This is a genomic window from Gimesia aquarii, assembly GCF_007748195.1.
In the GTDB taxonomy this organism is placed as follows: Bacteria; Planctomycetota; Planctomycetia; order Planctomycetales; family Planctomycetaceae; genus Gimesia; species Gimesia aquarii.
The window spans coordinates 7,168,662-7,192,189 of the sequence record NZ_CP037920.1; the positions used below are offsets into that span (position 1 = coordinate 7,168,662).

Annotated in this window: 15 protein-coding genes; 10 read left to right on the forward strand and 5 right to left on the reverse strand. The window is 44.6% G+C overall.

The window, feature by feature from the left end; all coding sequences use genetic code 11:
* Positions 1-3: 3 nt before the first annotated feature.
* Positions 4-1,497, reverse strand: coding sequence for a hypothetical protein (locus V144x_RS27280; protein ID WP_144990230.1), 1,494 nt, complete (start codon positions 1,495-1,497; stop codon positions 4-6).
* A gap of 235 nt (positions 1,498-1,732) precedes the next feature.
* The gene (locus tag V144x_RS27285) at positions 1,733-5,260 is read right to left on the reverse strand and encodes a PVC-type heme-binding CxxCH protein (RefSeq protein WP_144990232.1); all 3,528 of its coding nucleotides are present in this window, start codon (positions 5,258-5,260) and stop codon (positions 1,733-1,735) included.
* A 288-nt stretch (positions 5,261-5,548) separates the two neighbouring features.
* On the opposite strand from V144x_RS27285, the gene V144x_RS27290 reads away from it, so the two are divergent.
* Complete coding sequence (locus V144x_RS27290; protein ID WP_144990234.1) at positions 5,549-6,100, forward strand: GNAT family N-acetyltransferase; 552 nt, start codon at positions 5,549-5,551, stop codon at positions 6,098-6,100.
* Positions 6,101-6,164: 64 nt separating this feature from the next.
* Here the strand turns inward: V144x_RS27290 and V144x_RS27295 are convergent, their stop codons facing one another.
* On the reverse strand, positions 6,165-7,334 hold the full coding sequence (locus V144x_RS27295; RefSeq protein ID WP_144990236.1) for a substrate-binding domain-containing protein: 1,170 nt from the start codon (positions 7,332-7,334) through the stop codon (positions 6,165-6,167).
* Positions 7,335-7,612: 278 nt separating this feature from the next.
* On the opposite strand from V144x_RS27295, the gene V144x_RS27300 reads away from it, so the two are divergent.
* The 6 genes from V144x_RS27300 (at position 7,613) to V144x_RS27325 (ending at position 13,870) form a co-directional block, all read left to right on the forward strand.
* Positions 7,613-8,770, forward strand: coding sequence for a TIGR03364 family FAD-dependent oxidoreductase (locus V144x_RS27300; RefSeq protein ID WP_144990238.1), 1,158 nt, complete (start codon positions 7,613-7,615; stop codon positions 8,768-8,770).
* A gap of 14 nt (positions 8,771-8,784) precedes the next feature.
* Entirely contained in the window at positions 8,785-10,122 is a 1,338-nt protein-coding gene (locus V144x_RS27305) for an MFS transporter (protein ID WP_144990240.1), read from the forward strand.
* A complete protein-coding gene (locus V144x_RS27310; RefSeq protein WP_144990242.1) occupies positions 10,115-10,687 on the forward strand; it encodes a phosphonate degradation HD-domain oxygenase in 573 nt (190 codons plus the stop codon). Before V144x_RS27305 ends, V144x_RS27310 begins: the two co-directional genes overlap by 8 nt.
* Positions 10,688-10,708: 21 nt before the next feature.
* Positions 10,709-11,503, forward strand: a complete 795-nt coding sequence (gene phnX / locus V144x_RS27315; RefSeq protein WP_144990244.1) for a phosphonoacetaldehyde hydrolase — start codon at positions 10,709-10,711, stop codon at positions 11,501-11,503.
* Position 11,504: 1 nt separating this feature from the next.
* Positions 11,505-12,614, forward strand: a complete 1,110-nt coding sequence (phnW, locus tag V144x_RS27320; RefSeq protein ID WP_144990246.1) for a 2-aminoethylphosphonate--pyruvate transaminase — start codon at positions 11,505-11,507, stop codon at positions 12,612-12,614.
* A gap of 155 nt (positions 12,615-12,769) precedes the next feature.
* Positions 12,770-13,870 carry a zinc-binding dehydrogenase gene (locus tag V144x_RS27325; protein ID WP_144990248.1) on the forward strand — a complete coding sequence of 367 codons (1,101 nt, stop codon included), beginning with the start codon at positions 12,770-12,772 and terminating at the stop codon, positions 13,868-13,870.
* Between the two features lies 1 nt (position 13,871).
* Here V144x_RS27325 and V144x_RS27330 read toward each other — a convergent pair whose 3' ends face one another.
* A complete protein-coding gene (locus V144x_RS27330) occupies positions 13,872-15,062 on the reverse strand; it encodes a hypothetical protein (RefSeq protein WP_144990249.1) in 1,191 nt (396 codons plus the stop codon).
* Between the two features lie 711 nt (positions 15,063-15,773).
* Positions 15,774-16,775 (reverse strand): GTPase ObgE, encoded by a 1,002-nt coding sequence (gene obgE, locus V144x_RS27335; RefSeq protein ID WP_144990251.1) that lies wholly within the window; start codon positions 16,773-16,775, stop codon positions 15,774-15,776.
* A gap of 439 nt (positions 16,776-17,214) precedes the next feature.
* Here obgE and V144x_RS27340 point away from each other — a divergent pair, with 439 nt between their 5' ends.
* From V144x_RS27340 to V144x_RS27350, 3 genes are all read left to right on the forward strand, one after another.
* Positions 17,215-18,258, forward strand: coding sequence for a KpsF/GutQ family sugar-phosphate isomerase (locus V144x_RS27340; RefSeq protein WP_144990254.1), 1,044 nt, complete (start codon positions 17,215-17,217; stop codon positions 18,256-18,258).
* A 66-nt stretch (positions 18,259-18,324) separates the two neighbouring features.
* Positions 18,325-21,582, forward strand: coding sequence for a hypothetical protein (locus V144x_RS27345; protein WP_144990256.1), 3,258 nt, complete (start codon positions 18,325-18,327; stop codon positions 21,580-21,582).
* A 109-nt stretch (positions 21,583-21,691) separates the two neighbouring features.
* A complete protein-coding gene (locus tag V144x_RS27350) occupies positions 21,692-23,308 on the forward strand; it encodes a DUF1570 domain-containing protein (RefSeq protein ID WP_144990258.1) in 1,617 nt (538 codons plus the stop codon).
* Positions 23,309-23,528 lie beyond the last annotated feature (220 nt).

Genomic DNA, 23,528 nt, shown 5'->3' on the forward strand with positions numbered 1-23,528 from the left:
AATTCATTCATCCGCGCGAAAAGTAAACAGATCTGCATTCAGCAGAAGAAATTCCAGCCGAATAATTTGTCCCTTGAGAGAACCGATGGACTGCTTTTTCCAATGGATTTCGTGACGAACATTGTCAGAATTACATGGGACACAGTCATCGTAGTCGAATCCATCCAGCACTCTCCGTTTTGCATCAGAGACACGGACTTTGATTTCTCCCTGACTCGCATTCGCATTAAGAATCAGTTTCTCTCCTCGCCAATTGATCTTACGGGTAATTATCACTCCACCATCACGCGGACCATGTAATGAAATCAAACGTTCTTTTTTAGTAGTCGCCAAGCCGATACCCGGCTTTCGATCGCTTGAATCACCATGTGGACCATCAAAAGCGGCATAATAAAACCACCATTCATCACCGACTTCGATCCAATGGTTTCCAAACACCATTCCATCATCCCAACTATCTTCTTTTCCAAGTGCAATCAGTTGCGGACGGGAAGCAAGTCTCTCGAATTGAACGCCATCTCTACTGAAAGCAAGCTCGGTGACAATATCTGTGTTCATTTTGAATGGCCATAAAGCGCCCCAGAAGATGCCCGCATGATAACGAACGGGCATTCCATAAAAAAAATTGAATTGATTCGAATTATCAAGTTCGTCCGGAACCAGAATATTCTGGGGTTCGGTGGCCCACTCTTCCCAGATTGATGGTCCTGTCATCCTTGCGACGCGCCGTGACGCTCCTGTGTCGAGAATAGAACCTTTAAAAGTACGGTAAATATGTTTCGCTCGGCAATACATTACATATTGCCTGGAAATGGGATCATAGACGATGCTATTCAGCGTATCGCTATGTAGTTCTGCCAAGAGCGAGTCGCTTGATTTGTCCCAATGAACACCGTCGTGTGAACCTACTACACGAATCCCATTCATCCCTTTACCGGCTCCTCCAGTGTGGTAGGACATCAGGTAACGATACCCTTTTCTTTCCCCTTCGGGTATATCAAGTAGACATGGTCCACTGGCACGTTTGTCGGTAATGCCTTTCCAGACAATATTGTTGTCTTTGGTCCCATTCCAATTTAGTAAGCCCAGCCTGGGACGATTCCAGGTTAAACCATCTTTGGACTCTGCGTAGGCAATCGCATAATTCGAGCCGATGAATTTTCCTTGCTCATCTAGCTTCGGGGCATGGGTCTGATACCACATCTGAAACCGTCCGGTTTGTGAATCACGGCGAACATTGACATAGCCACCTTCACCGGAAATGAGTGGATTCATGCCATGCTTTTTTGGCGCATGAAAAATGCGTTCCATCGATTGCTGTTTGTATTTCAAAGCATAATAATTATCGACAATGTAACCGTCGAAAACAAATTGGGGCACGGTGCCAATTTCAATCGGTTCAGTTGGCAGAGTACGCGATTCTGCCGAGAGTAAATTTTGTAGAGAGAAAGTGACGAGAGAACTAAGTATTAAAGCGATAGCGATACGGTAAGTCATTATCCAATACTCCCTCTGTTCGCTGTTTCAGGATAATAATGGGCATTCCCCTGACAGGCTCTATTTCGTATGGCCGAATCGATCGTAGCCGGGAATGACTTCGTATTCAACAAATCATTCTGATTTTCATATACGCCAACACGGATTTAACCCCGAAAATAGTATTGAACAACCACCAAGTGCGCAACGGCATCAGTACTTAGAGTCGTTCATGAAATTTCACTTTCAGAACCTGCTACTTAAAAACCGGTTGACTACTTCGTAGAAATCCAAATAAATCACGCAGGTCCTGGTCACTTAGTTTGTCAAGCAGACCTTCGGGCATGAGTGACTTGGGCTGCTTGATCATCTCATCGATATTTTCCCGTTTAATCGTCACATTTTGACCATCGGCACCACGAATCACAACAATCTGTTTATCCTGGTCAAACAAGAACCCAGAAACCACCAAACCATCTTCGGTAATCACAAGATATGTTTCGTAGCCTTCGCGAATTTCTGCACTCGGATTGATGATATGCATCAGCATGCGTAAAGAATCATCACGTTTATATTGAGTCAGTTCAGGCCCCACTCGTTTGCCTTCACCAAACAAAATATGGCACTTTGCACAATTTTTTTGATAGAGCTCTTTTCCATGATAGACATCACTCTTCTCTGTTTTCAGTAAATTTGAAATCCGGGCGATGTTGGCCTGCATCTGTTGATTGGAAGCACCCTGCACTTCTTTCCAATGCTTGGCTACCAAGGCAGCAATTTGCTGATCTTGATGAATCGTCATCTTACGAACTATATCTATAGGAATTGCCTTAGACTCGATTTGTCCTGCTTCGATCGCTTTCAGAAATGCGTGCGTCCAGTCTTTTCGACTCACGAGTGTGTTCTGAGCGACTTCTAGCACGTCCGCGGTGATCGCAGAATAACGTTCGAGGATTGTCAGAGCGACTTGGGGTTGATTAAATTTTTGTAAAGCAACTAATAAACCGGTCTGCAGTCCTGCATCGTTTGTTGTACTTAACAATTTCAGCATCGGGCGAAGCGCTTGAGGTTCCTGTAATTCGCCGAGCACTTGAATGTATTCGATGAGCTGTCCTCGGTTCTTACCGGTAGACTTTAATGCCTCTAAAGCAATCTGCAAAGCTTGTTTGTTTCCCAATCGCATTTGCAAAGTCGTAGAGCCACCGCCGGCATTAGCGAGTGCTTGCACCAGTGCTTCAGGCAAACCGGCTAAAGACTGCCCTTTGAACGAACTTTCAAAACCTGTCATCAATGCTTTTCTGGATACAGAATCAGGGGCCAATTCGAATAGCCTCGCGCAAGTGATCAGATCGGTGCGGGTACCAGCAGTAGCATAACGCCGAATCAATCGCTCCAGAATTGTCGATTGTACCAGTGGTTGTTTCCAGAATTCTTGATTTTTGAACAATACTATCACTTGATCACGGTCAGACACAGCCTTGGATTCAAGTGCCCACCAGACCATTAAAGGTTGATGCGGATCGCTGATGTCTTCTTGATAACGTACCAAGGCATCTACCACTGGTAGACAGACATCCGCAGGCAATCGTCGGACAGTTGCCGCCAGCTGACCACGCACTTCTGCATTGGGTTCCTGAGTCGCTAATTCGACAAGTTTCTGCCGCATGTTGGTGGAGACGACCATATCATCGCCAAGGAGTCGTACGGTCCAGAAACGTACCATTGGATTGTCATGCTTTAAAGTTCCTTCGGCGATTGTCTCGTCAAATCCCTGAGATAGATTCAATGCCCAAAATGCTTCTAACGCAAGTTGTCCCTCGTCCTCCTTGATCCATTGTTTGAGAATGGGAAGCACTGACTGATCTTTGCGGTCTCCAATGAGCCTTAGCGCCGTGCGTCGATGCCATTCATTGGGATGCTTCAGTAGTTCAAGCAAATCACGCGTTGTTTTTTTACTGAGATCTTCAACTTTCCGAGGCTTGGCATTCTTTGCCTTGAAGCGATAGATACGTCCGGAGTTTGGATCGACTTGTCCTTGATAGTGTTGGCCGTGTGCGATGAATTCTTCGTAAAAGTCAGCCACATAGACTGCACCATCAGGACCGACTTTAATTTCAACAGGTCGGAAACCAAAATCCGTGCTACGCAACGGGAAGCCGATATCTTCCGTCTGAAAAGAAGAACCCAACGGTTCAATTTTGGAAAATACCAGATATTGATGAAGCGGGTCGACGGACAATAGCTTGCCAAGATACTGTTCTGGGAGAGTGTCCCCTTCATATTTAACAAGTGCATGACTAAACCGGGGTGTCGCTGAATGCTTCATGTATGGCAATAAACCGAACGCATAGGGATTACTGACATCGCCGTATTTTCGTTCGGTTCCTTTTTCATAATATCCACCTTGCACATAATAAAAACCACGAGTGCCCCCTCCGTTGTGACCAGAGTAAACGCGCCCTTCTGCATCAACTTCGAGACCAAAGGCATTTCCTCCTCCCTCAGCAAAAAGTTCGTAACGCTTTGTCTCGGGATGATAGCGCCAAATCGCCGGTCCTTCACAGTAAATTGATTTTGATTTGGGCTTATCGCTGTTTTTTAAATGAGAAACGACGTTACTTCCCTGCACCATGTAGAGCCAGCCATCAGGCCCCCACTGCAGACTATTCGGAGCCGAATGAGTATCGGAAATTCCAAACCCCCTTAAATGTACTTCCGGGTCGGCATCAGGAATATCATCATTATTTTTATCCGGATAAAACATAAGATAAGGTGGGTTTAGCACCCACACACCACCCCGCCCTTTGACTACGGAAGTGGCGATATTCAAATTTCCCGCGAATACTTTATGCTCATCGAATTTACCATCGCCGTTCGTATCTTCATGAATCGTAATCCGATCATTACCGGGAAAATGATTAGGTGGCGGTGGAGGAACCTGATCGAATTCCATCCGATAATATTTATTGCGGCTCAATACTTTTAAACCCGCGGGATAGGGATATTGACGATATTGTACGACCCACATGCGACCTCGTTCATCGAAGCTCATAAACAGTGGTTGTCCAATCATTGGTTCTGTCAGTAGCTGCTCGACAACCATATCACCGTCGGTTTCAAATAACTCCATTGATTTTTCGGGAGCCAATCTTCGACCCGGAGAAAGTTTGGTAGAACGTTTTAGAGTAGAAGTCGCCGGTGTGAATTCATCGAAAGCGGCTGCATTCGGTTTCGTTTCCAATCCTGCAATCGCCCATTTTTGATTGTCGCCTGGTAAAAATTCCCATTTCCCTTTGAGAACACATTCCAGAAAGTAACCGGCTAGAATCGGAGGCACACCGCGAAAACCGCCAGGACCATTCTGGTTATAGACGCGAATGGCAATCGTATTGTATTGCCCTATTTTCAATGTTCCTGGCGGAACCTTATAGCGTTGATAGTTTTCATAACCACTCTCGAACTGCGGTGGAAAACTTCCAATTTGGCCGATGCGTGTCCCATTAATATAGACTTCATGTGCATCCGCTAATTTCTCAATCGAAAGTGTTACCGAATCGCGCCAGAGCGGACGTGCGGTCATATCAGCCCAGTTTTTGGGAACTTTGACATAACAGCGATACCAGGCAAAACCATCCAGGTCTGAAAATTTCCCGTCTGCTTGCGCTTCCCAGGTACCGGGGACCTGAATCAATGTCGGTGTGCTGTTAGAATCAGCGGCCAAAAGCACATTGGAATTAAAAACGTGAATTAAGGTAAAAAATACGATCAGACAAAAAGATCTCATCAAAAAATACTCCATGGAAGCGCTCTTAAGCTATTCGAAACTCTTTAATTTCGAATTATTTAGTTTTGTTAATCTATTTGAGCAAGCAGCGGGACTGAATTCAATCTCGATTGAGTCAACTCTGTCATTTTGAGCGTGATTTGCGTGAGTTTTATTGATTATCATACGCGGAAGTAGCGGATTCTGTGGAGTGAAAGCTGAATTGAATTCAAATTGGCCTTACCATAGATTCATCAGCATATTTTAGATTGACCTCATCTGTATGCTTTCGGTGAAAATCAAAAACTCATGACGCTAGAAACTCCACGACTCATTCTAAGACAGTGGTCTGAAACCGATGTGGCTCCCTTTGCAGAAATGAACAAGGATCCGCAGGTGATGCAGCACTTTCCAAACACGCTCTCTTACGAACAAAGTTCACAAATGGTCAAGCGGATTATCGCTCATTTCGAGGAACACGGATTTGGTCTCTGGGCAGTAGAAGTGAAAAAGACCAGTCAATTTGCCGGATTCATCGGTCTAGCTGTTCCCCAATTCACAGCTGTTTTTACTCCCTGTGTCGAAATTGGTTGGCGTTTGGCTGTTCCCTTTTGGAATCAAGGCTATGCGACCGAAGGCGCACGCGTTGCACTTGAGTTTGGATTTACGCAATGCAAACTAAGTGAGATTTTTTCTTTTACGGTCCCTGCAAATTTAGCTTCGAGACGTGTGATGGAAAAAATCGGTATGTCTTATCTCTGCGATTTTGATCATCCGGCTCTGTCAGAAAAAGATCCGTTACGACAACACGTTCTCTATCACATCACAAACAAAGAAAGAGACAATTTACAGCAAAAATGATACCTCCTACGAACCAGGAGATTCTTTGCCAGTCGTTGAGATATCATTTATCCAGGGAGTTTGATTACTTCCGGGAATGGTTCGCTTGCCGATATTCACGGGGAGACATACCCATCAGTCTGCCAAACATCCGAATCATCGCTTCCTGATGCTGGAATCCACAACGTGCTGCGATTTGTGAAATGGTTAAGTTTGTATCTTGTAATAATTTTGTGATGCGTTTTAATTTCTCCTGTCGAATTTCACTCGCCGGCGATCGGTGCAACGACTTTTGAAAACGATGCTCTAAAATACGGCGGGACACATTCAATTGCTCTGTGAGATCGGATACCTGCAACGGCCCCTGAGCATGTTGGCGAATAAACTGAACCGCTTCTCTGACCAAATCATCATCTGCAAATAAAGTATCTGTCGAAGCACGTTCCTCAATCGACAAGGGGGGAATCAGAACCGGCTTCTTTGGTGCAGGCTTTCTTTGAATCATCTGATCTAATAGAGTTGCCGCCGTATAACCTACCGCATGAGGAGCCTGGTTGATATAGGAAAGCGGAACTGGTGAAAGAGAGGACATCAGAGGATCGTGCTCAATGCTAAGAATAGCAACCTGATCTGGAATTTCCAGATGATGATTCACACAGACAGTAGATACTTCCCGTCCCACTTTACTCGACCAAACTAATAATGCCACTGGTTTGGGGAGTTCCCATAGCCATTGTTTCAACTGCTGTTGTTGTTTTTCATAGTCTGCCTCTTTTGTGAGCTCATAATAAGGGAAATCAAAACAAACTCCTTCTGCCAATTTGACTGCACGTCGAAACTGGTTCAGGATCGTCTCTGGATAGTTCGATTTCGGGTCGGGCCCAATGTAACCAAATGAGCGGAACCCTTTTTTTAAAAAAAACTGTGCTGCCAAATTCGCACATGCAGTTTCATCCGAAACGACTTTTGGAATTTTTTGTGAATGCTTTCCAAGCCACGAAACATTGACCGCCGGTAAGTGTCGCTTAATAATCGATTGCTGGATTCGGGTATCAGTCAGGCGACAAACAGTCCCGTGCCCTTCCCACGAAGTGGGAAACTGAAGCTGCTCTTTCAAACCTCGAAACTCAATCCAAAAATCCCACCCCCCTTGCTCGGTCGCATAGTCGGCAATCCCTTCAATAATCTGTCGACTCCAGTCACTGGAAGTCTGTACCAATAAAGCAATTTTGCGACGCTCGGGGAACCTTAACATAGGATCTTTCCTGAACTGCGAATGGAACTAATTTACTCTTTTACCGAATTCACCATATGGGATCCCAGGCATGATTTGTTAAAGAAGCCATGAAGATGATGTAAATATTATCAATTATACTGCGCAATTTGTCATTGTAATTTAAACTGAGTCCTACATAATTTTCAATCTAGAACAAAGTTTGAAAGAGGTCTGCGGGGAAGTTTTCCTGTTCTTCTCCTCAGACCCAAACTTGTTTCGTTTTCGATTTTCATCCCGATTCTGCATATTCTTAAAGCATGTCAACTCAACCTTATCAGCGTAATTACGATGTCATTGTGATCGGTGCAGGTGTTTTGGGGGCTTTTCATGCCTACTTCGCCATGCAACGAGGGTTAAAAACGCTATTAATCGATAAAGACGTATTTCCACAACAAGCATCGATAAGAAATTTTGGCTTGATTATTCCGAGCGCAATGCCGCCTGGTATCTGGCGTGACCGTGCCTTGGCTTCCTGCGAGATTTATTCTGAGTTATCTGACCTGCTGGGAGTTCACATCCGCCGTGTCGGGACACAGTATCTGGCCCATACAGAAGCGGAAGCTTCTTTTTTGAAACGTATGGCGCAGGAACAACATGATGAATATTGTCCAGCGGAGTTTCGAAACTCAAAAGAAACAGTTCAATCAAGTTGCTGTTTGAATACGGATTTCTGCAAAGGAAGTCTCTATTTTCCGAATGATTTACAGTTAGACCCGGGATTGTTCTTTCGTGCGTTTATCAACTGGTTCGCCAGCTCATCTGACTGTGACTATCTTCCCAAAGCAACGGTCGTTTCTGTAGAAGAACGTAAGAATCATAGTCAAATTAAAACAGCAGATGGCAGACAATTTTATGCTCAGCAGGTTTTTGCCTGCTCCGGAGCCGATCTACAAACACTGTTTCCGGAAATCTATGCTGAAAGTAACCTCCATTATTGCAAACTGCAGATGCTCAAGCTGGCAAATCCCAATCATCGAATGCTTGGTGTCAACATTGCCTCCCCCATTGCACTCACACGTTATCCTGCATTTCTGAATGCTCAGTTTTCACAGGGCGTTTCTCTGGAATTGCCGGACGAAGCCTTACAAGACCGAGGCATTCAAATCTGGTTCACTCAAAATGAACACAACGAATTTATTTTGGGTGATTCGCATGAATATTCTGAGGAACCGCCGACCGAGTTTCTGTCAGCCGAGATTGAATCAAAGATGATAGACTATGCACAAAATATGTTTGTAAATCTAGATTTTAAAGTCACAGATCGCTGGTGTGGTATTTATACTGAAGAAAAATCAGCTGGGCTCTTTCAGTACTCTCTGAGTGAACGAATTGATCTCATCACCGGTATCGGTGGCAAAGGGATGACAACAGGCCCCGGGCTGGCAAAAGAAAACATCAGCCGACTCTCCATCTAATTAAGCAGCATTCGATGTCTAAAGACACTTCAAAAAAATGGCAACGCATGACCCTACTGAGTCTGTTCCTGGGTTATGTCGGTTATTATATCTGCCGTTCTAATCTCGCTGTCGCCACGCCATTACTGCTAAAAGAGGGATTTACAAAAATCGAAATGGGGACTGTCGCCTCAGCGGGCATCATCCTTTATACGGTTGGCAAAATCATCAATGGTTATCTGGCAGACTTCCTCGGCGGCAGATTACTTTTCTTGATGGGTATGATTTGCTCGATCCTATTTTCAATTCTGTTCGGGCTCGCCTCCGGTTTGATATTCTTTATCTTCCTTTGGGCTTGCAATCGTTTTTTTCAATCAATGGGATGGGTCGCACTGGTGAAAACTGCGTCCCGTTGGTTCCCTGTTGAACGACATGCAACCGTGATGGCGATACTATCACTTTCTTTCTTATTTGGAGACGCGTTCGCTCGATTCTATCTGGGCAGTTTAATTTCAATCGGAGAAAATTATTCTCTTCTCGGATTTCTTACGGATTGGCGAACCGTTTTTTTCGTAGCCGCGTTTTCTCTGACTTTGATTGCCGTATTTGTTTATCGAACCTTAAACTCAAGTCCGGTCGATGTAGGTTTACCTGAACCTGATGCAAACCCCATGAATGTTTTTGGCGAAGAGGGAAATCATGCAGAACGCATTTCGATTAAAGCGGTTTTAAAACCATTACTCGCCAGTCCATTATTCTGGTTGATATGCATCATGAATTTCAGCCTCACTTTAGTGCGTGAAACGTTCAACTTTTGGACGCCTACTTTTCTAAACGAAGTAGCCCGATTTGATATCGGGAGTGCTGCCATTGGTAGTATGTTGTTCCCTCTTGTGGGAGGCTGCTCAACATATCTGGCAGGAATCACTTCGGACCGATTACGTGGAAGACATGGACGGGTCGTGCTCCCCAGTTTAGTACTCTTGGTTTTATCGTTGATACTACTCGCCACTATCAATGTCTCTGGGAAGCCAATTCTGGCTCTCACGCTTCTCTCACTGGTCGCGTTTTTTCTAATGGCTCCCTACTCCTTTCTTTCCGGTGTGATGGCCATTGACCTGGGAGGAAAACGAGGTTGCTCGACGGTGGCAGGTCTCGTCGATTCTGCCGGCTATTTAGGTGGTATTCTATCTGGCTATACAATTGGAATGATTGCCCAAAATTATGGTTGGAAGATGGCCTTTGGTGGATTGGCAGGCGTTTGTTGTACAGCCATCATTGCCGGCATTGTGTATTGGTTAATTCAGGAACGGGAAATGAATCTGGCTCAGGCACTCTTACCCAAATCTAACAGCGAGGTCCCTGATGTTTAAACATGATCCGCTCAAGATCGTCGAAGAAATCCGGCTCCTTTTTACTGAAAAAGGGAATTCGATGTATGCCGGCGAACCAGTCACACAGACAGAGCATGCATTACAAGCGGCTTTTTCTGCAGAACAAGCAGGAGAGGCTCTGGAATTAATTGTTGCCGCATTACTACATGATATTGGTCATTTACTACACAAACATGATGAAGACTGTGCCGAGCAAGGCATAGACGATCTACATGAATCCATTGGTGCACAGTGGCTGCTTCAATACTTTCCTCCCGATGTGACCGAACCAATCCGTTTGCATGTCGACGCCAAACGCTACCGTTGTGCTTTAGACCCCCAATACCATTCGCAATTGTCACCAGCCTCAGTACTGAGCCTGCAACTTCAGGGAGGGCCCTTTGAAGAAGAAGAACTGAAAATATTCGAAGATAATCCCTGGCATGCGGCAGCTCTACGTCTCCGCAGTTGGGATGAAGCTGCAAAAATCCCCAATTATAAAACACCGGAACTGGAACATTTTTTAATTTACGTCGACAGAGTTCTGGAACAAGAAACTCTGTAAATCTATCAATCGAAAGTCATTATGAAAGCATTAAAAATTCAACTTGTTATTTTCGACTGGGCAGGCACGACTATCGACTATGGCTGTTTTGCGCCGATCTCCGCGTTTATTAAAGCATTTCAAACTTGTGGTGTGGAACTGACGCCTCAACAAGCACGAGGGCCAATGGGCCTGCATAAGCAAGACCACATCCGCAGTCTCTTTCAAATCCCAGAAATTGCCGCGCAATGGGAGAAGGTGCATCAGAAGCCCTGGGCAGAAAAAGACGTCGAGCACATTTACAATACTTTTATGCCTCTGCAAGTTAAAGAAGCGCTTAACTATACTGAACTCGTTCCCGGTCTCTGCGAAACTATATCCCTGCTAAGGGAGCGGGGTATGAAAATTGGCTCGACGACCGGTTACCCGCGAATCGTTGCAGAACCGATCCTGGAGATTGCGAGTTCCCATGGTTATACCCCCGATTTCTCCATGTGTGCAGATGAAGTTCCTGCAGGGCGGCCTGCTCCCTGGATGATTTATCGAAATATGGAGGCCCTCAATGTATTTCCTCCCACTTCGGTCATCAAAGTCGGTGATACCATTCCTGACATTGAAGCTGGTCTGAACGCGGGAACGTGGACTGTGGGTCTGACACAAACAGGCAGTGAGGTAGGTTTATCGCTTTCTGAATTTGAAGAGTTAAACTGCGAACAACAACAAGAAAGACTACACGCCGCAGAAACCAAGCTCAAAAATGCGGGCGCCCATTTTGTCATTCCAACATTGAATACACTTCCAGAAATCATTGATCAAATTGAATCGAGAGAATTCTAAGATGGATGCAGAGATTCCCTACTTATTACTGACACCAGGCCCTTTGACCACAACAAAGAGTGTGCGCGAAGCGATGCAGGTTGACTATTCGACCTGGGATATTGACTATAACCAACGTGTGGTGGAGATCCGCAATCGCCTGGTTCAACTTGCTACTAATGAATCAGGCTACACGTCCGTACTCATGCAGGGAAGCGGTACATTTGCCGTCGAAGCAACTATCGGCTCGGTGATTCCCCCTGATGGAAAGTTGCTGGTGATTTCCAACGGAGCTTATGGAGCACGTATCGCACAAATCACTCGCTGTTTGAATATCAGTCTGAAGGAGCTGTCGTACCCCGAAACGGAACCACCTGATCTCGATGAAATCCGAAATTATCTGGCAACCGATAATCAAATCACCCATGTGGCAATGGTTCACTGCGAAACAACAACAGGTATGTTGAACCCGGCAGCTGAGGTGGGAAAGATTGTCGCTGAGGCAGGAAAAGATTATATCCTAGATGCTATGTCTTCCTTCGGTGGAATTCCACTTTCAATGGAATCGCATCATATTGATTATCTAATATCATCATCCAACAAATGCATTCAAGGCGTTCCCGGTTTTGGTTTCGTCATCGCTAACCAGAAGATGTTAGAACAAACGGCTGGTTTCGCACGCTCTCTGAGTCTGGATCTTTTTAGTCAATGGAATGAAATGGAACACAAAGGAGGAAAATGGCGATACACGTCTCCGACACATGTAGTCTGTGCCTTTCTCCAAGCCTTGAAAGAACTGGAAACAGAAGGAGGTATTCAGCAGAGATATAACCGTTATTCTGAAAATCAATCTACACTGGTCACTGCGATGCAAAAACAAGGTTTGAATACGCTCTTACCGCGCGAATTACAATCGCCAATCATAACCTCGTTTTATTATCCGGAGCATCCACAGTTTTCGTTTAACGAATTTTACGACGAGTTAAAAAAACGCCGCTATGTGATCTACCCGGGTAAAGTAAGTCAGGCCGAAACATTTCGAATTGGAAATATCGGTAATGTATTTCCTGACGACATGTTGGCTTTGGTTGAACATATTGAACAGGTACTACATGCTATCACAGTTTCTTAGAACATGTTTCATAAAGTAATAAAGAAGTACACTTTTCGCTCATCAGTACAAATCCTATAAAAAAGTATCATCAACCTGTATCTTTTAGAATCTCAACACAAAGCGTCATATATTTCGAATAGTTTATTTTCCTCGTTATTATTAGATATAAAAACATGAATGCTCAATGTAAATCGATCGTTTTGACAGGTAGTGAGCCAACATTAGAATGTTCGATTGTAGAGCAACCTGAACTACAGCCTGGTGAAGTGCTCGTAGAAATCCTCTGTTGCACAATTTGTGGGAGTGACCTGCATACATTTCAAGGTACACGCACCACTCCCTGCCCTACCATACTCGGGCACGAAATGGTAGGACGCGTAGTCGACATACACCCTGAATATCCGACCGTGGATTTTCTGGAACGTCCTGTCAAAGTTGGTGATCGAATTACCTGGTCTGTTGCCGTTTCCTGCAAAGACTGCGAATACTGTCGACGTGGACTAACACAAAAATGTTCTCGACTCTTCAAATATGGTCATCAAAAATTGACAGACGCAAATTACCTGAGTGGTGGATTGGCCAGCCATTGCCATCTGGCCAAAGGTACGACTCTTTTCAAAGTACCAGAATCACTGCCTGATCTGATTGCCAGTCCTGCCAATTGTGCGACCGCAACTGTTATGGCCGCGTTTCGACTTGCCGGCGATGTTAAAAATCGCTCCGTATTAATATTGGGTGCAGGAATGCTGGGAGTGACTGCCTCGGCTGTAGCACATTCGAAAGGTGCTGAATCCATCTTTATTACAGACATCGACGCATCACGTCTCAAACGGAGCCTGGAATTTGGAGCAAATCATACATTGTTGGTAAAAAAAGAGCAGCCTCTGCATGCAGAGATCCAACATTTGACTCAAGGTCGAGGTGTCGATTTTGTGTTTGATATGACGGGCGTACCAGAAGTCATTGAGAGTGGTCTGGAAGCAACTGCCATTGGTGGCACAATGATTCTCGTCGGTTCGGTATACCCCGCACGACCGGTTCAATTTCCAGCAGAAAAAATTGTACGTCGACTAATCAGACTAGAAGGAATTCACAATTATATCGACTTTGATCTCGCAAATGCGCTGAACTTTCTTGAACGACATCAAAAAACCTATCCGTTTCATCGACTTTGCGAACAGACATTTTCTCTGGAAGATGTATCTGCTGCATTTGCTGAATCAGCAAATCGACGCTCTTATCGGGTTGCCGTTCTGCCGAACCTTGAGGCTTGATCTAAAAATCAATTTCGGCAGACTCACCTAGACTGATTCCACCACCAGGATTCGCAACTCGATTAAAACGCTTGGCAGGCCACTGAGAACTCCTGTTTTGAGCAATTCGCTTTGGTTGGGACCGAACTTGGGCACGCACTGACTGCTCTCTTTTCTGATCCAGGGCATTGCGTGGAATCCGCTTTGATTCGGGAACAAAGGCTACCGTAGAACGATGCTCATGACTCTTTACTCTGCGGCCATCAAAAGGAATTCGTGATTCAATGGGAAGTGGTCGTGACTTACGTAAGGCTTGATCTCTTTGCTCATCCAAGCTTGCCAATGTTGTTTGTTCGCCTTGTGATAAAGCAACCTCTGCCTCTTCGTCATCCGGGCTTTGTGATCGAATCACAAGATTTTTGTTTTCTGGTTTTTGTTCGTTGGTTGCAAGTTGTTGGTCAGCAGGAAGCTGTAAAGAAGGGCTACCAGCGATGATCCACTTACTCCAATGTTGTTCCAAGTGCTCAACATTTTTGTATTTATACTGCTTCGCGATCGCTTCATCCCAGCCATTTTTATGTGCGTCTTCCAGAAACATCAAATAACGTTTTTTACCACCGGCTTGCAGCAGGAAATCAGCAAGTGAGTATCCTTCTGCATAAAGTGTGAGGACCTGTTGCATTTCGGATGGATATTCTTTCATCGACAGCAAACGCCTGAGAGGAATACGCTGATTGGTTCCCATCACTTGCCGGTTTAATAATCTTTGACGCTTTTTCTCTGATTCGTGTTCCACAATCGTAGCAGCCCCTTCATCAGCCCAGCGCGGAAGTGGACGACGAAAGTAGCAAGCAAAAATAGTATGATTGACTTCATGAGGTAATACAGAATCCAGGATTCGCTCCAATGTCCCCTGAATCTGCATGTCCCAGCCAAACACTTGACCACGGTCGAAGGAAAAAGTAGTAGCCCCTCCTGCACCATAGTTACCAACTTTGACTTTAATCGGACATGGGGCATACCACTTTGGTAATTCGTGACCCAGCCAGGTAATGGCTAACTCTTTTCGGTAGATTTCTGCAGCATCGCCAATCTGTTTGGCAATCTCTGGAGTTGGTGCATGTGTGACAAAATTAGGAGTCTTATAAGAGGCTCCCAGCGAAATGAATGAAGCCAAACACAAAATGAGACAACGACAAAGTTGAGCTTCCATGCCCTCTTGTTCCTTATTGATGCAGCCAGAGATGCTGGTCTTGGCTGACAAACTCTTAATTGATTGTAACGGGATAGTTTTGGGTCGATCACTCGAAATGGGGTTTTGAGATTTGATCGCTTGCTGAACCTGTGGTTCGAGTCACCTGAAACCATCGTCGGTGAATCCGATTCAGACGAAAGGGGTTGGTAACAGGTAATCTTCTTTTATGCAAACATGAGACCAATGATGAGAAAAAAGTAAATTTGATCTTTTAAAGACTCTAGTGCATACAGCTTAAGTCTAAATTTTTTAATCACTTATAGCACATTATTGAAAATTTTACCGTAACAGTAGAGTGTGAAATGAATCAAAACTGTTTTGTAGAATTTGCAATCGTTATCAGATCACAATTGGAAATGCAATATTTACAATTTGGAACGCGGTAATCATAAAGGCTTCAAAATCGGATGCGTGCAAAAACCCATCCTAGTAAGAAACCAACCAGCATTAGTATACCCAACTCAGTAATCCTCTGGGTTTGACTGTGGGACGAATTGAAAAACGCTTGAAAGGCGAAGCCCAACACCATCATCAGTCCCGCGCCATATTTTCCAAAACGAACCCGAATCTCCCTGGAAGTCACTTCAGATTTCGTAGATTCAGTAGGAGTCTGGGTAGACTCTTTATTTTCGTGATTGTTCAAACTCAACTTGTCTTCCTTCACAAGATTCAAGCCTCAATTTCCAGCGTTTGCAGTTCGTCGACAATCATCCGAATCAATTGTTCCAGGTTTTCTCCCGTAGCAGATGAAATCTGTATTATGGAATGACCTAGCTCTTCTTCCAGTAACTCTGCAACGGGAGCTGCATCGGGAAGTTCGCACTTGGTGACGACGATGATTTCTGGACGTTCCATCAGAGTAGGATCATAGAGCCGCATTTCTTCCCGAATTTGGCGATAGTTCTGAATGGGATCGGTTTGATCCATGGGTGAAGGTTCTACCAGATGCACAAGCACCCGTGTCCGCTCGACATGCCTCAGGAATTCGTGCCCGAGCCCGATTCCGGCATGGGCGCCTTCAATTAAACCAGGGATATCAGCCACCACAAATTGATGGTCAAAGCCGACGCGCACAAGCCCTAAATTAGGATACTTTGTGGTAAATGGATAAGCGGCGATTTCAGGATGTGCCTTAGAAAGGCGGCTTAATAGAGTGGATTTTCCAGCATTGGGCTTCCCCACTAGTCCGACATCAGCGATTAATTTTAATTCGAGTGAAACATCCCGGTGTTCTCCTGGCTTTCCAGGCTCGAATTCACGGGGTGTCTGATGAGTGGCTGTCGCAAAATGACGATTTCCACGTCCACCATCCCCACCTTTCGCTACGACAACTCGGTCACCACTCTGTTTCATATCACGTAAGAGATGCCCGCGCTTGCTGTCCAGTACCAGCGTACCGGGGGGGACCATGATGATAGCATTCTGGCCACTTTTCCCTGTTTTTAAACTCCCTTGCCCGTGGCCTCCCCGCTCCGCATTCCAATGTTTATGACCAATGAGATTCGCCAGACTACTGACATTCTCATCTGCAAGCACAACAACATCTCCGCCTTTACCCCCATCCCCACCATTGGGACCACCACGAGGTACGTGTGCTTCCCGTCGAAAACTGGCACAACCATCTCCACCATCACCGGCTTTACAATAAATATCAACACGATCTACAAACATAATTATCCGTCTACTGTTACCTGAGCTATCTAAGCATAAATAGCTCAAGATGTTGAGAAAATCATTTCATGAAAAAATGAATCCGCCATCGAAATCACCAAGGCTATTGTTCTTTTTAGAATATGTGTGGCAGATAGTGAGATAGAGTTAACTATCTATCACTAGATTATCGAAGGAAAAAACATTTTAGATGGTCTCATACAAAATACGAGTGTCGATTCGTGCATTCTTCTACAATCCTTGTCATGAAATCATAACAAGAAGGATTATACTGCCAGTCGTTGGAATAACTTCAGTTAACAAAGTTCGATAAGCCATTTTAAAACAGTAACTTACGCCAATTTGATGTTCCTGGACTCGGATTGACCCGTTTTGGGCTTCATTTTATACTTCCGCTCCCCTGAAAATGCCCTCAAGGATGCGACAAAGGAATGGCGACATGAGTTCTCTGCCTGCAAGGTCGGTAATCGAGTTTTCACAGTTTGATCAATTACGTGATGCGCGTGAAATCATTTCTTGCGAAGCAGATGCCTTACACCAGATGGGACAGAATTTGGGAACTGAGTTCTGTGATGCCATCGATTTAATTCTGTCAAGAAAAGGAGCCGTGATTCTCACAGGAATGGGAAAAGCGGGACTCATCGCGCAAAAAATTTGTGCCACACTTTCCTCTACAGGCACACGTTCTCATTTCTTACATCCGGCAGAAGCCATTCACGGAGATCTGGGTTGTCTTCATACCGATGATACGTTACTCGCGCTTTCTAACAGTGGTGAAACAGAGGAACTACGGCGCTTAATACCACTCATCCAGAAAATGAACCTGCCACTGGTTAGTATCACTGCCCACGAGACAAGCACTCTTGGACGGGCATCTCAGGTAGTGTTATGTTTAGGGGATTTAAAAGAAGCAGGCATACATCAATTGGCGCCTTCCACAACGACTACCGCAATGCTCGCTATGGGGGACGCCTTATCTCTCGTGATCAGCAAAGCACGCGGGTTCACTCCATTACAATTTGCGACATTTCATCCTGGCGGAAGTCTGGGACGACGTTTGACGAAAATCAATGAAGTGATGCGCGATCGTAAGGAAGTGCGTGTCACCAGAGAAACCACTTCCATTCGAGAGGCTTTCATTCAGTTGAGTCGTCCCGGTCGCCGAAGTGGTGCTGTGATTATTGTCAATGGATTAGATCAGGTCACCGGTATCTTTACTGATAGTGACCTCGCCAGACTACTGGAAGAACGTCGCGAAGGACAGCTGGATCGTCCTATTTCCGAAGTTATGACAGCCGAACCCACAACCATTCAGTCTGATGCTTCATTGGAAGCAGCAATTACATTACTTAAAACTCGTAAATTAAGCGAACTGCCTGTCGTAGATCAACAACATTACTTAGTAGGTCTCATCGATATTACCGATGTCATTGGTTGGCAACCACAACGTGAATCAGCCGAAGTGAACACTCAAGCGAGTTAATTTCGGATTTTTATTTTTTCCTTTCAATAAGTCACATCCTATTTTAGAAACGACCTTGTAATTTCTATGGCAGAAGCCATTCACCATAATCGGAATGGATTATTCGATCGCCTGATAGCCAGTCGTCTGTTGTTGATCTGGGTCACAACAGCTTCACTAACTGGTGCGTACCTTGTTTATGCGCAGGCGATACGACTTGTGATTAAAGAAAAAGTGATCCGCCGCGAATTTCCGAAAGAAGTCATCGAATCGCCTGCTTATGCAACAGGGAATAACGAAAGAGCCAAAACGCATCTACCCGAAAGTCCCTGGGCCGCTGATGCTCGATACCAATTCCAGGATGAAAATGTCTTCGTCTATACTGAAAAATGGGAGCAGGAAGAAGAAAAAAAAGCAGCACGCTTGAAACCGTTTGCGATGTTGATGTTCGACCAGAAAAAAGGGAAAGCTGAACAACCATTTGCATTAATGAGTCAAGAGGCGCTGATTCGTTTTGAATTCCCATTTGGGGTCAAACACACTGACCCCGGGCGGATGATTGCTGGCTCACTAGAAGGCAATGTAAAAATTACAGGACCGAATGGTCTAGTCATTTATGGACGTAATTTCTTCTACGATGAATCATCCATGAACATCTGGAGCGATCACGAAGTTCGTTTTGCATATGAAAATCACGAAGGTCAGGCGCGTGGCATTGAAATGAAACTAATCCCTTCTGCCACGAAACCAACGGAGCTCAAGCCGGCTGCAGAGGGCATTCGAGAAATCGTACTTCGCCGGGACGTGCATATGAAACTGGCCTTGAAAAAAAAACCGGCGTCATCAAAAAACGGAAAGCCACGTTTTGCAACTGTAAAAAGCGCAGGGAGCTTTACATTTAACCTGGAAACAAATCAGGGAACGTTTACCGACAACGTTCGCGTTTATCAACCAACCAGCCCGTACCAAAAAGATACATTAGAATGTTATAACTTACAATTGCAGTTTGTTCGCAAAGAAGACGCTGAAAGTCAAACAACAACACCAAAAACGTCTGACAAGACTGACCTCGTTCGTTCTAGTGGTAATCTTCAATTCCAACAACTCGTTGCTACCGGCAGTAATGTCAGACTCATCTCCGAAGAAAATCAATTTTCAGGCACAATGACGCGACTTTCCTATAACGAAGAAACCAAAACCATCGTTCTAACTGACAAAAGAAATGTTTACATTAAGCAGCAATCTTCAGAACTCTGGTGTCCTGAAATCACCATTATCCAGAACCAAGAGGGCAAGTTGGAAACGGTTACCTGCAAAGGAGCTGGCCGGATAAAATACCATGATGCTAACACAGACCAGTTAACCAGAATCCAATGGGCCAAACAGATGAAAAAAACCATTGATCCACAAAATGGACTTGAAATGGTAGAACTGGAAAAGCAGTGTTTCGTCACTCAGCCACTTGAAAAATTTGCAATCGCCGCACAAAAAATACGTTTATGGTTAAAAGGCGATCTGCCTTCTTTAAAAGAAATCGATTCAAAAAAACAAGGATCAAGTCAACAAGCCTTAACCGATTCTGGAAAGATGCAGAACAAACTGGATCCGTACAAAATGATTGCGGAGCAGGATGTTGCCATTTACAGTCCCCAACTCAGAGGAAAAACCAAACGGCTCGAAGTCTGGTTTGGTCCCGTAGCGACCCCGCAGTCAGCGCCCAATGCGCCTATTGGAAATCAAACGCAGCTACAACAGCCGACTGTAAAACAGGTAGCATTTGCAGTTGAGGATCCAATCCTTCCATTAAAGGCACCTCAATCAACGCGCATACAGACGCTCGCCATGAATCAAAGTGGCCCTTTTTCAATCCAACCTAAAAAAACTGTCTCAACCAATGACAATCAAACTATTGATTCAGAAGAAGGTCGAGCTAAGCTCCCGTCTCGTAAAAAAAATTCTGATTTCTTTGGTAGACGCGACGCAAATAAACCGCTCGAACCAGTAATGGTAATTGCAGATTTTATGACACTGCGTGTGCAAAAGAATGCGCTCGAAAAAGCTGAAGTCGCAGAAGTTTGGACCAAAGGAAATGTCTCTGTTCAACAACTTCATGGTGCGCAAGAAAAACCATTGCATATCACTGGTAACCAGTTGCATATCCGAAACAAAGGCAACAATGATCAAGTGGTACATGTCATTGGCAGACCTGCGAAAATCAATGAACGAGGTTTCCAGATGGAAGGCGATAATATTTTTCTCTATCGTCTTGCAAACCGAGCTGAAGTCCAGGGGAAAGGCCTACTACTGCTCCCTGTGCGTGGGGGCAGACGATCTGCTGCTGGTTTACTTTCCGGTGCAGAAGGTATTACCGAAGGACAGAGTAAAGCGAAATCTCCCCTAAGTGGTTCGGCAGACCAGTCTGATCATGTTTTGGAAATACACTGGGAAAAGGAAATGATCTTCGATGGATTGACAGCAAACTTCTTCGGAAAAGTCAGAACCAATATGGGAGATAACCGGCTACGCTGTCAGGAAATGGAAGTAATTCTGTCTGATCGAGTTTCTTTTACAGAAAAAAACTCAAAGGAACAGAAACCAAAAGTTCATTTCATTACCTGTCGAGATGGAGTGGAAGTAGAGAGCAATGAGTATTTGGAAAATCGATTAATTGGAATTCGCCGCGCCAGTTTCTGGCAGATGAATGTCGATCAGGAAACAGGCAATGCCGAAGCGCACGGTCCTGGGTGGTTGATTTTGTGGCGGAGAGAAAATCCGGGAAAACCTAACTCGCAAACAAAAGTTTCACAAGCCAATCAGCCACAAAAGACCGACACAGATAGTTGGACCTACACGCGGATTGACTTTAACGGCAAAATGGAGGGTAATGTTTCACAACGCAGTACTAACTTCGACGATCGCGTGCAAATTACCTACGGAGCCGTCAAACGGCCTCTCGATACCATAAATCCCAATAAACTGCCCCCCCAAGCAGGATGGATGCGCAGTAATTCTTTGAAACTCATCCAGCATGAAATCAACGGTCAGAAAAAGAAATTCATTTCAGTTTTAGCAAAAGGAAATGCAGAACTGGAAGGGAATACGCTCATCAAAAACAAGAGTACCCCGATGAATCAATCTTTTATTGCTCGAGCCGATACGATTAGCTTTGATGAATCGAAAGACTTGTACACAATGCGTTCCTTTGGAAACCGTAAAGCGACTCTCCGACGTTATTCTAAGGGGGGCAACGGACCAACTATGAATGAATCGCAGGAAATCGAGTTCGCACCCACTTATGATCGAGTCACATTACATGGTGTAACTGTCATACAAGGATTGCCTTAATCAAATTCACGGTTAATCTCAAGAATACTTCTTTTTTCCGCTGATCGCCTCGTCTACAATTATAAAGCGAGATTTCCAGCTTCGGTTTCAATAAGGAAGAACTGCGATTATGTCTATTCAAAATCATCAATCCATTTTCGGCATCGCTATTGCCCGTTTGAGACTGGTTGAAGATACGAATAGACGTTTTAATTTCAGCATCCCGTTTTACAGTCTGATGATCTTCCTGTTACTACTGGGAATGCCAACTCGAAGCTTCGCACAAAACTCTCGCGCGCTGATGACTTATCAGAAACAACACGCGGCTTTGCAAAAAAACTTTGAAGCGAATTTGAAGAAACTAGTCGTTCAATGCCAGCAAGATCAACAACTTGATGGAGTGCAGAAAATCACCCAGTTGCTGAAAGAGTTAGATGAGCTTGATCCGCAATCAAATCCACTTCCAAAATCAGTGCGTGATGAAATTCCTCTTAACCTACCCACAGGAGAACGTGCCTGGCGTTTGAAACTTCGTAATCTGCAGGAAAAACAAGCAAATGATCTGTTTGTGTTTTCGCGCAAAGTATTGCATGCAGGCTTTCCCAGTTTTGCATATGACTTGGTCTTAGAAACCGCTTTTCTTAACCCGGATCATCGCTCAGTTAGATTGATTCTGGGTTACGTTCGTAACGGCAATGACTGGGTTACTCCTTTCGAAAAGGAGATGCAACGCCGAAAGTATCAATGGCACGAAAAGTATGGCTGGCTTCCGGCCGCTCATATTGCCCGCTATGAAAAAGGAGAACGCTACGTCAATGGTCGGTGGAAGTCGTCAGCACAGGAAGCGGAAATCAGGCGTGACTTCCGAAACGCCTGGGAAATCCGTACCGAACATTTTCTGATTAAAACGAATCACAGCCTTGAAATGGGTGTCAAACTGGCAACCGAAATGGAAGATTTTTATCGCTACTTCCATCAGACCTTCGTCGGCTTTTTCAATACACCAGAGCAACTGAATAAGTTGTTTCAAGGAGCCAGAAATTTTTTCAAACGAAAAAATGGTCATCAGCATGTGATGCATTACTACAGTACTCGGGAAGAATACGTAAATAGATTACAGAAAGAGATTCCACAAATCGGATTAACACACGGTATTTATCTGTTTGGTGATCGGATTTCTCATTTTTACCATCGCCCTGATGCGGAAGGCGATCTGGGAACACTTTATCATGAAGCAACGCATCAATTGTTTTATGAAGCGGGTATCGTTTCCAAAAACAGGGAAGTTGGCGAGAAGAATCATTTTTGGGCCATCGAGGGCATTGCCTGCTATATGGAATCATTTGAGAAAAAAGGCGATGTTTTCAGATCCGGGAATCCAAAGCATATTCGCTTCAACGCAGCCCGTTATCGTCTCCTGCAAGATAACTATTATATTCCTCTGGAGACATTCGCCTCTATGGGCCGTAATGCATTTCAGACGAGCCCAAACATAAGTCCCAACTATAGTCAAGCCTCAGGATTGTCTCATTTTTTTATGCATGCTGAAGGCCGAAAATATCGCGACGCTTTTATCAGTCAGCTGACACAACTTTATAGCTTTAACTCCCGAGTTCGCAACAACGCAAAAACTCTGGAAGAGCTAACCGGCGCCTCTTATACCGAGCTGGACCGCCAGTACAAAGAATATTCAGCCACTCTACAAAATGCGCTCGATGAAAGCGAATTAAGTCTGCAAACTCAGTAGGAACATCCTTATTGAGTTTAGTGGATCCAGTTTGTTCTTATTGCTCTTCGAACTACAGCATTCCATTCCTTCTTCGAAGAAATCAATTTATGACCTCAATAATAAGGTCTTATCAAAGCGATGAAGAATCGCATGGACTCTGATAGTTAAACTGCCCTGATTGATTTGCGTATAATGCTACTTTATGATCAATATATCCACCTAGAATTAGAATGGGCTA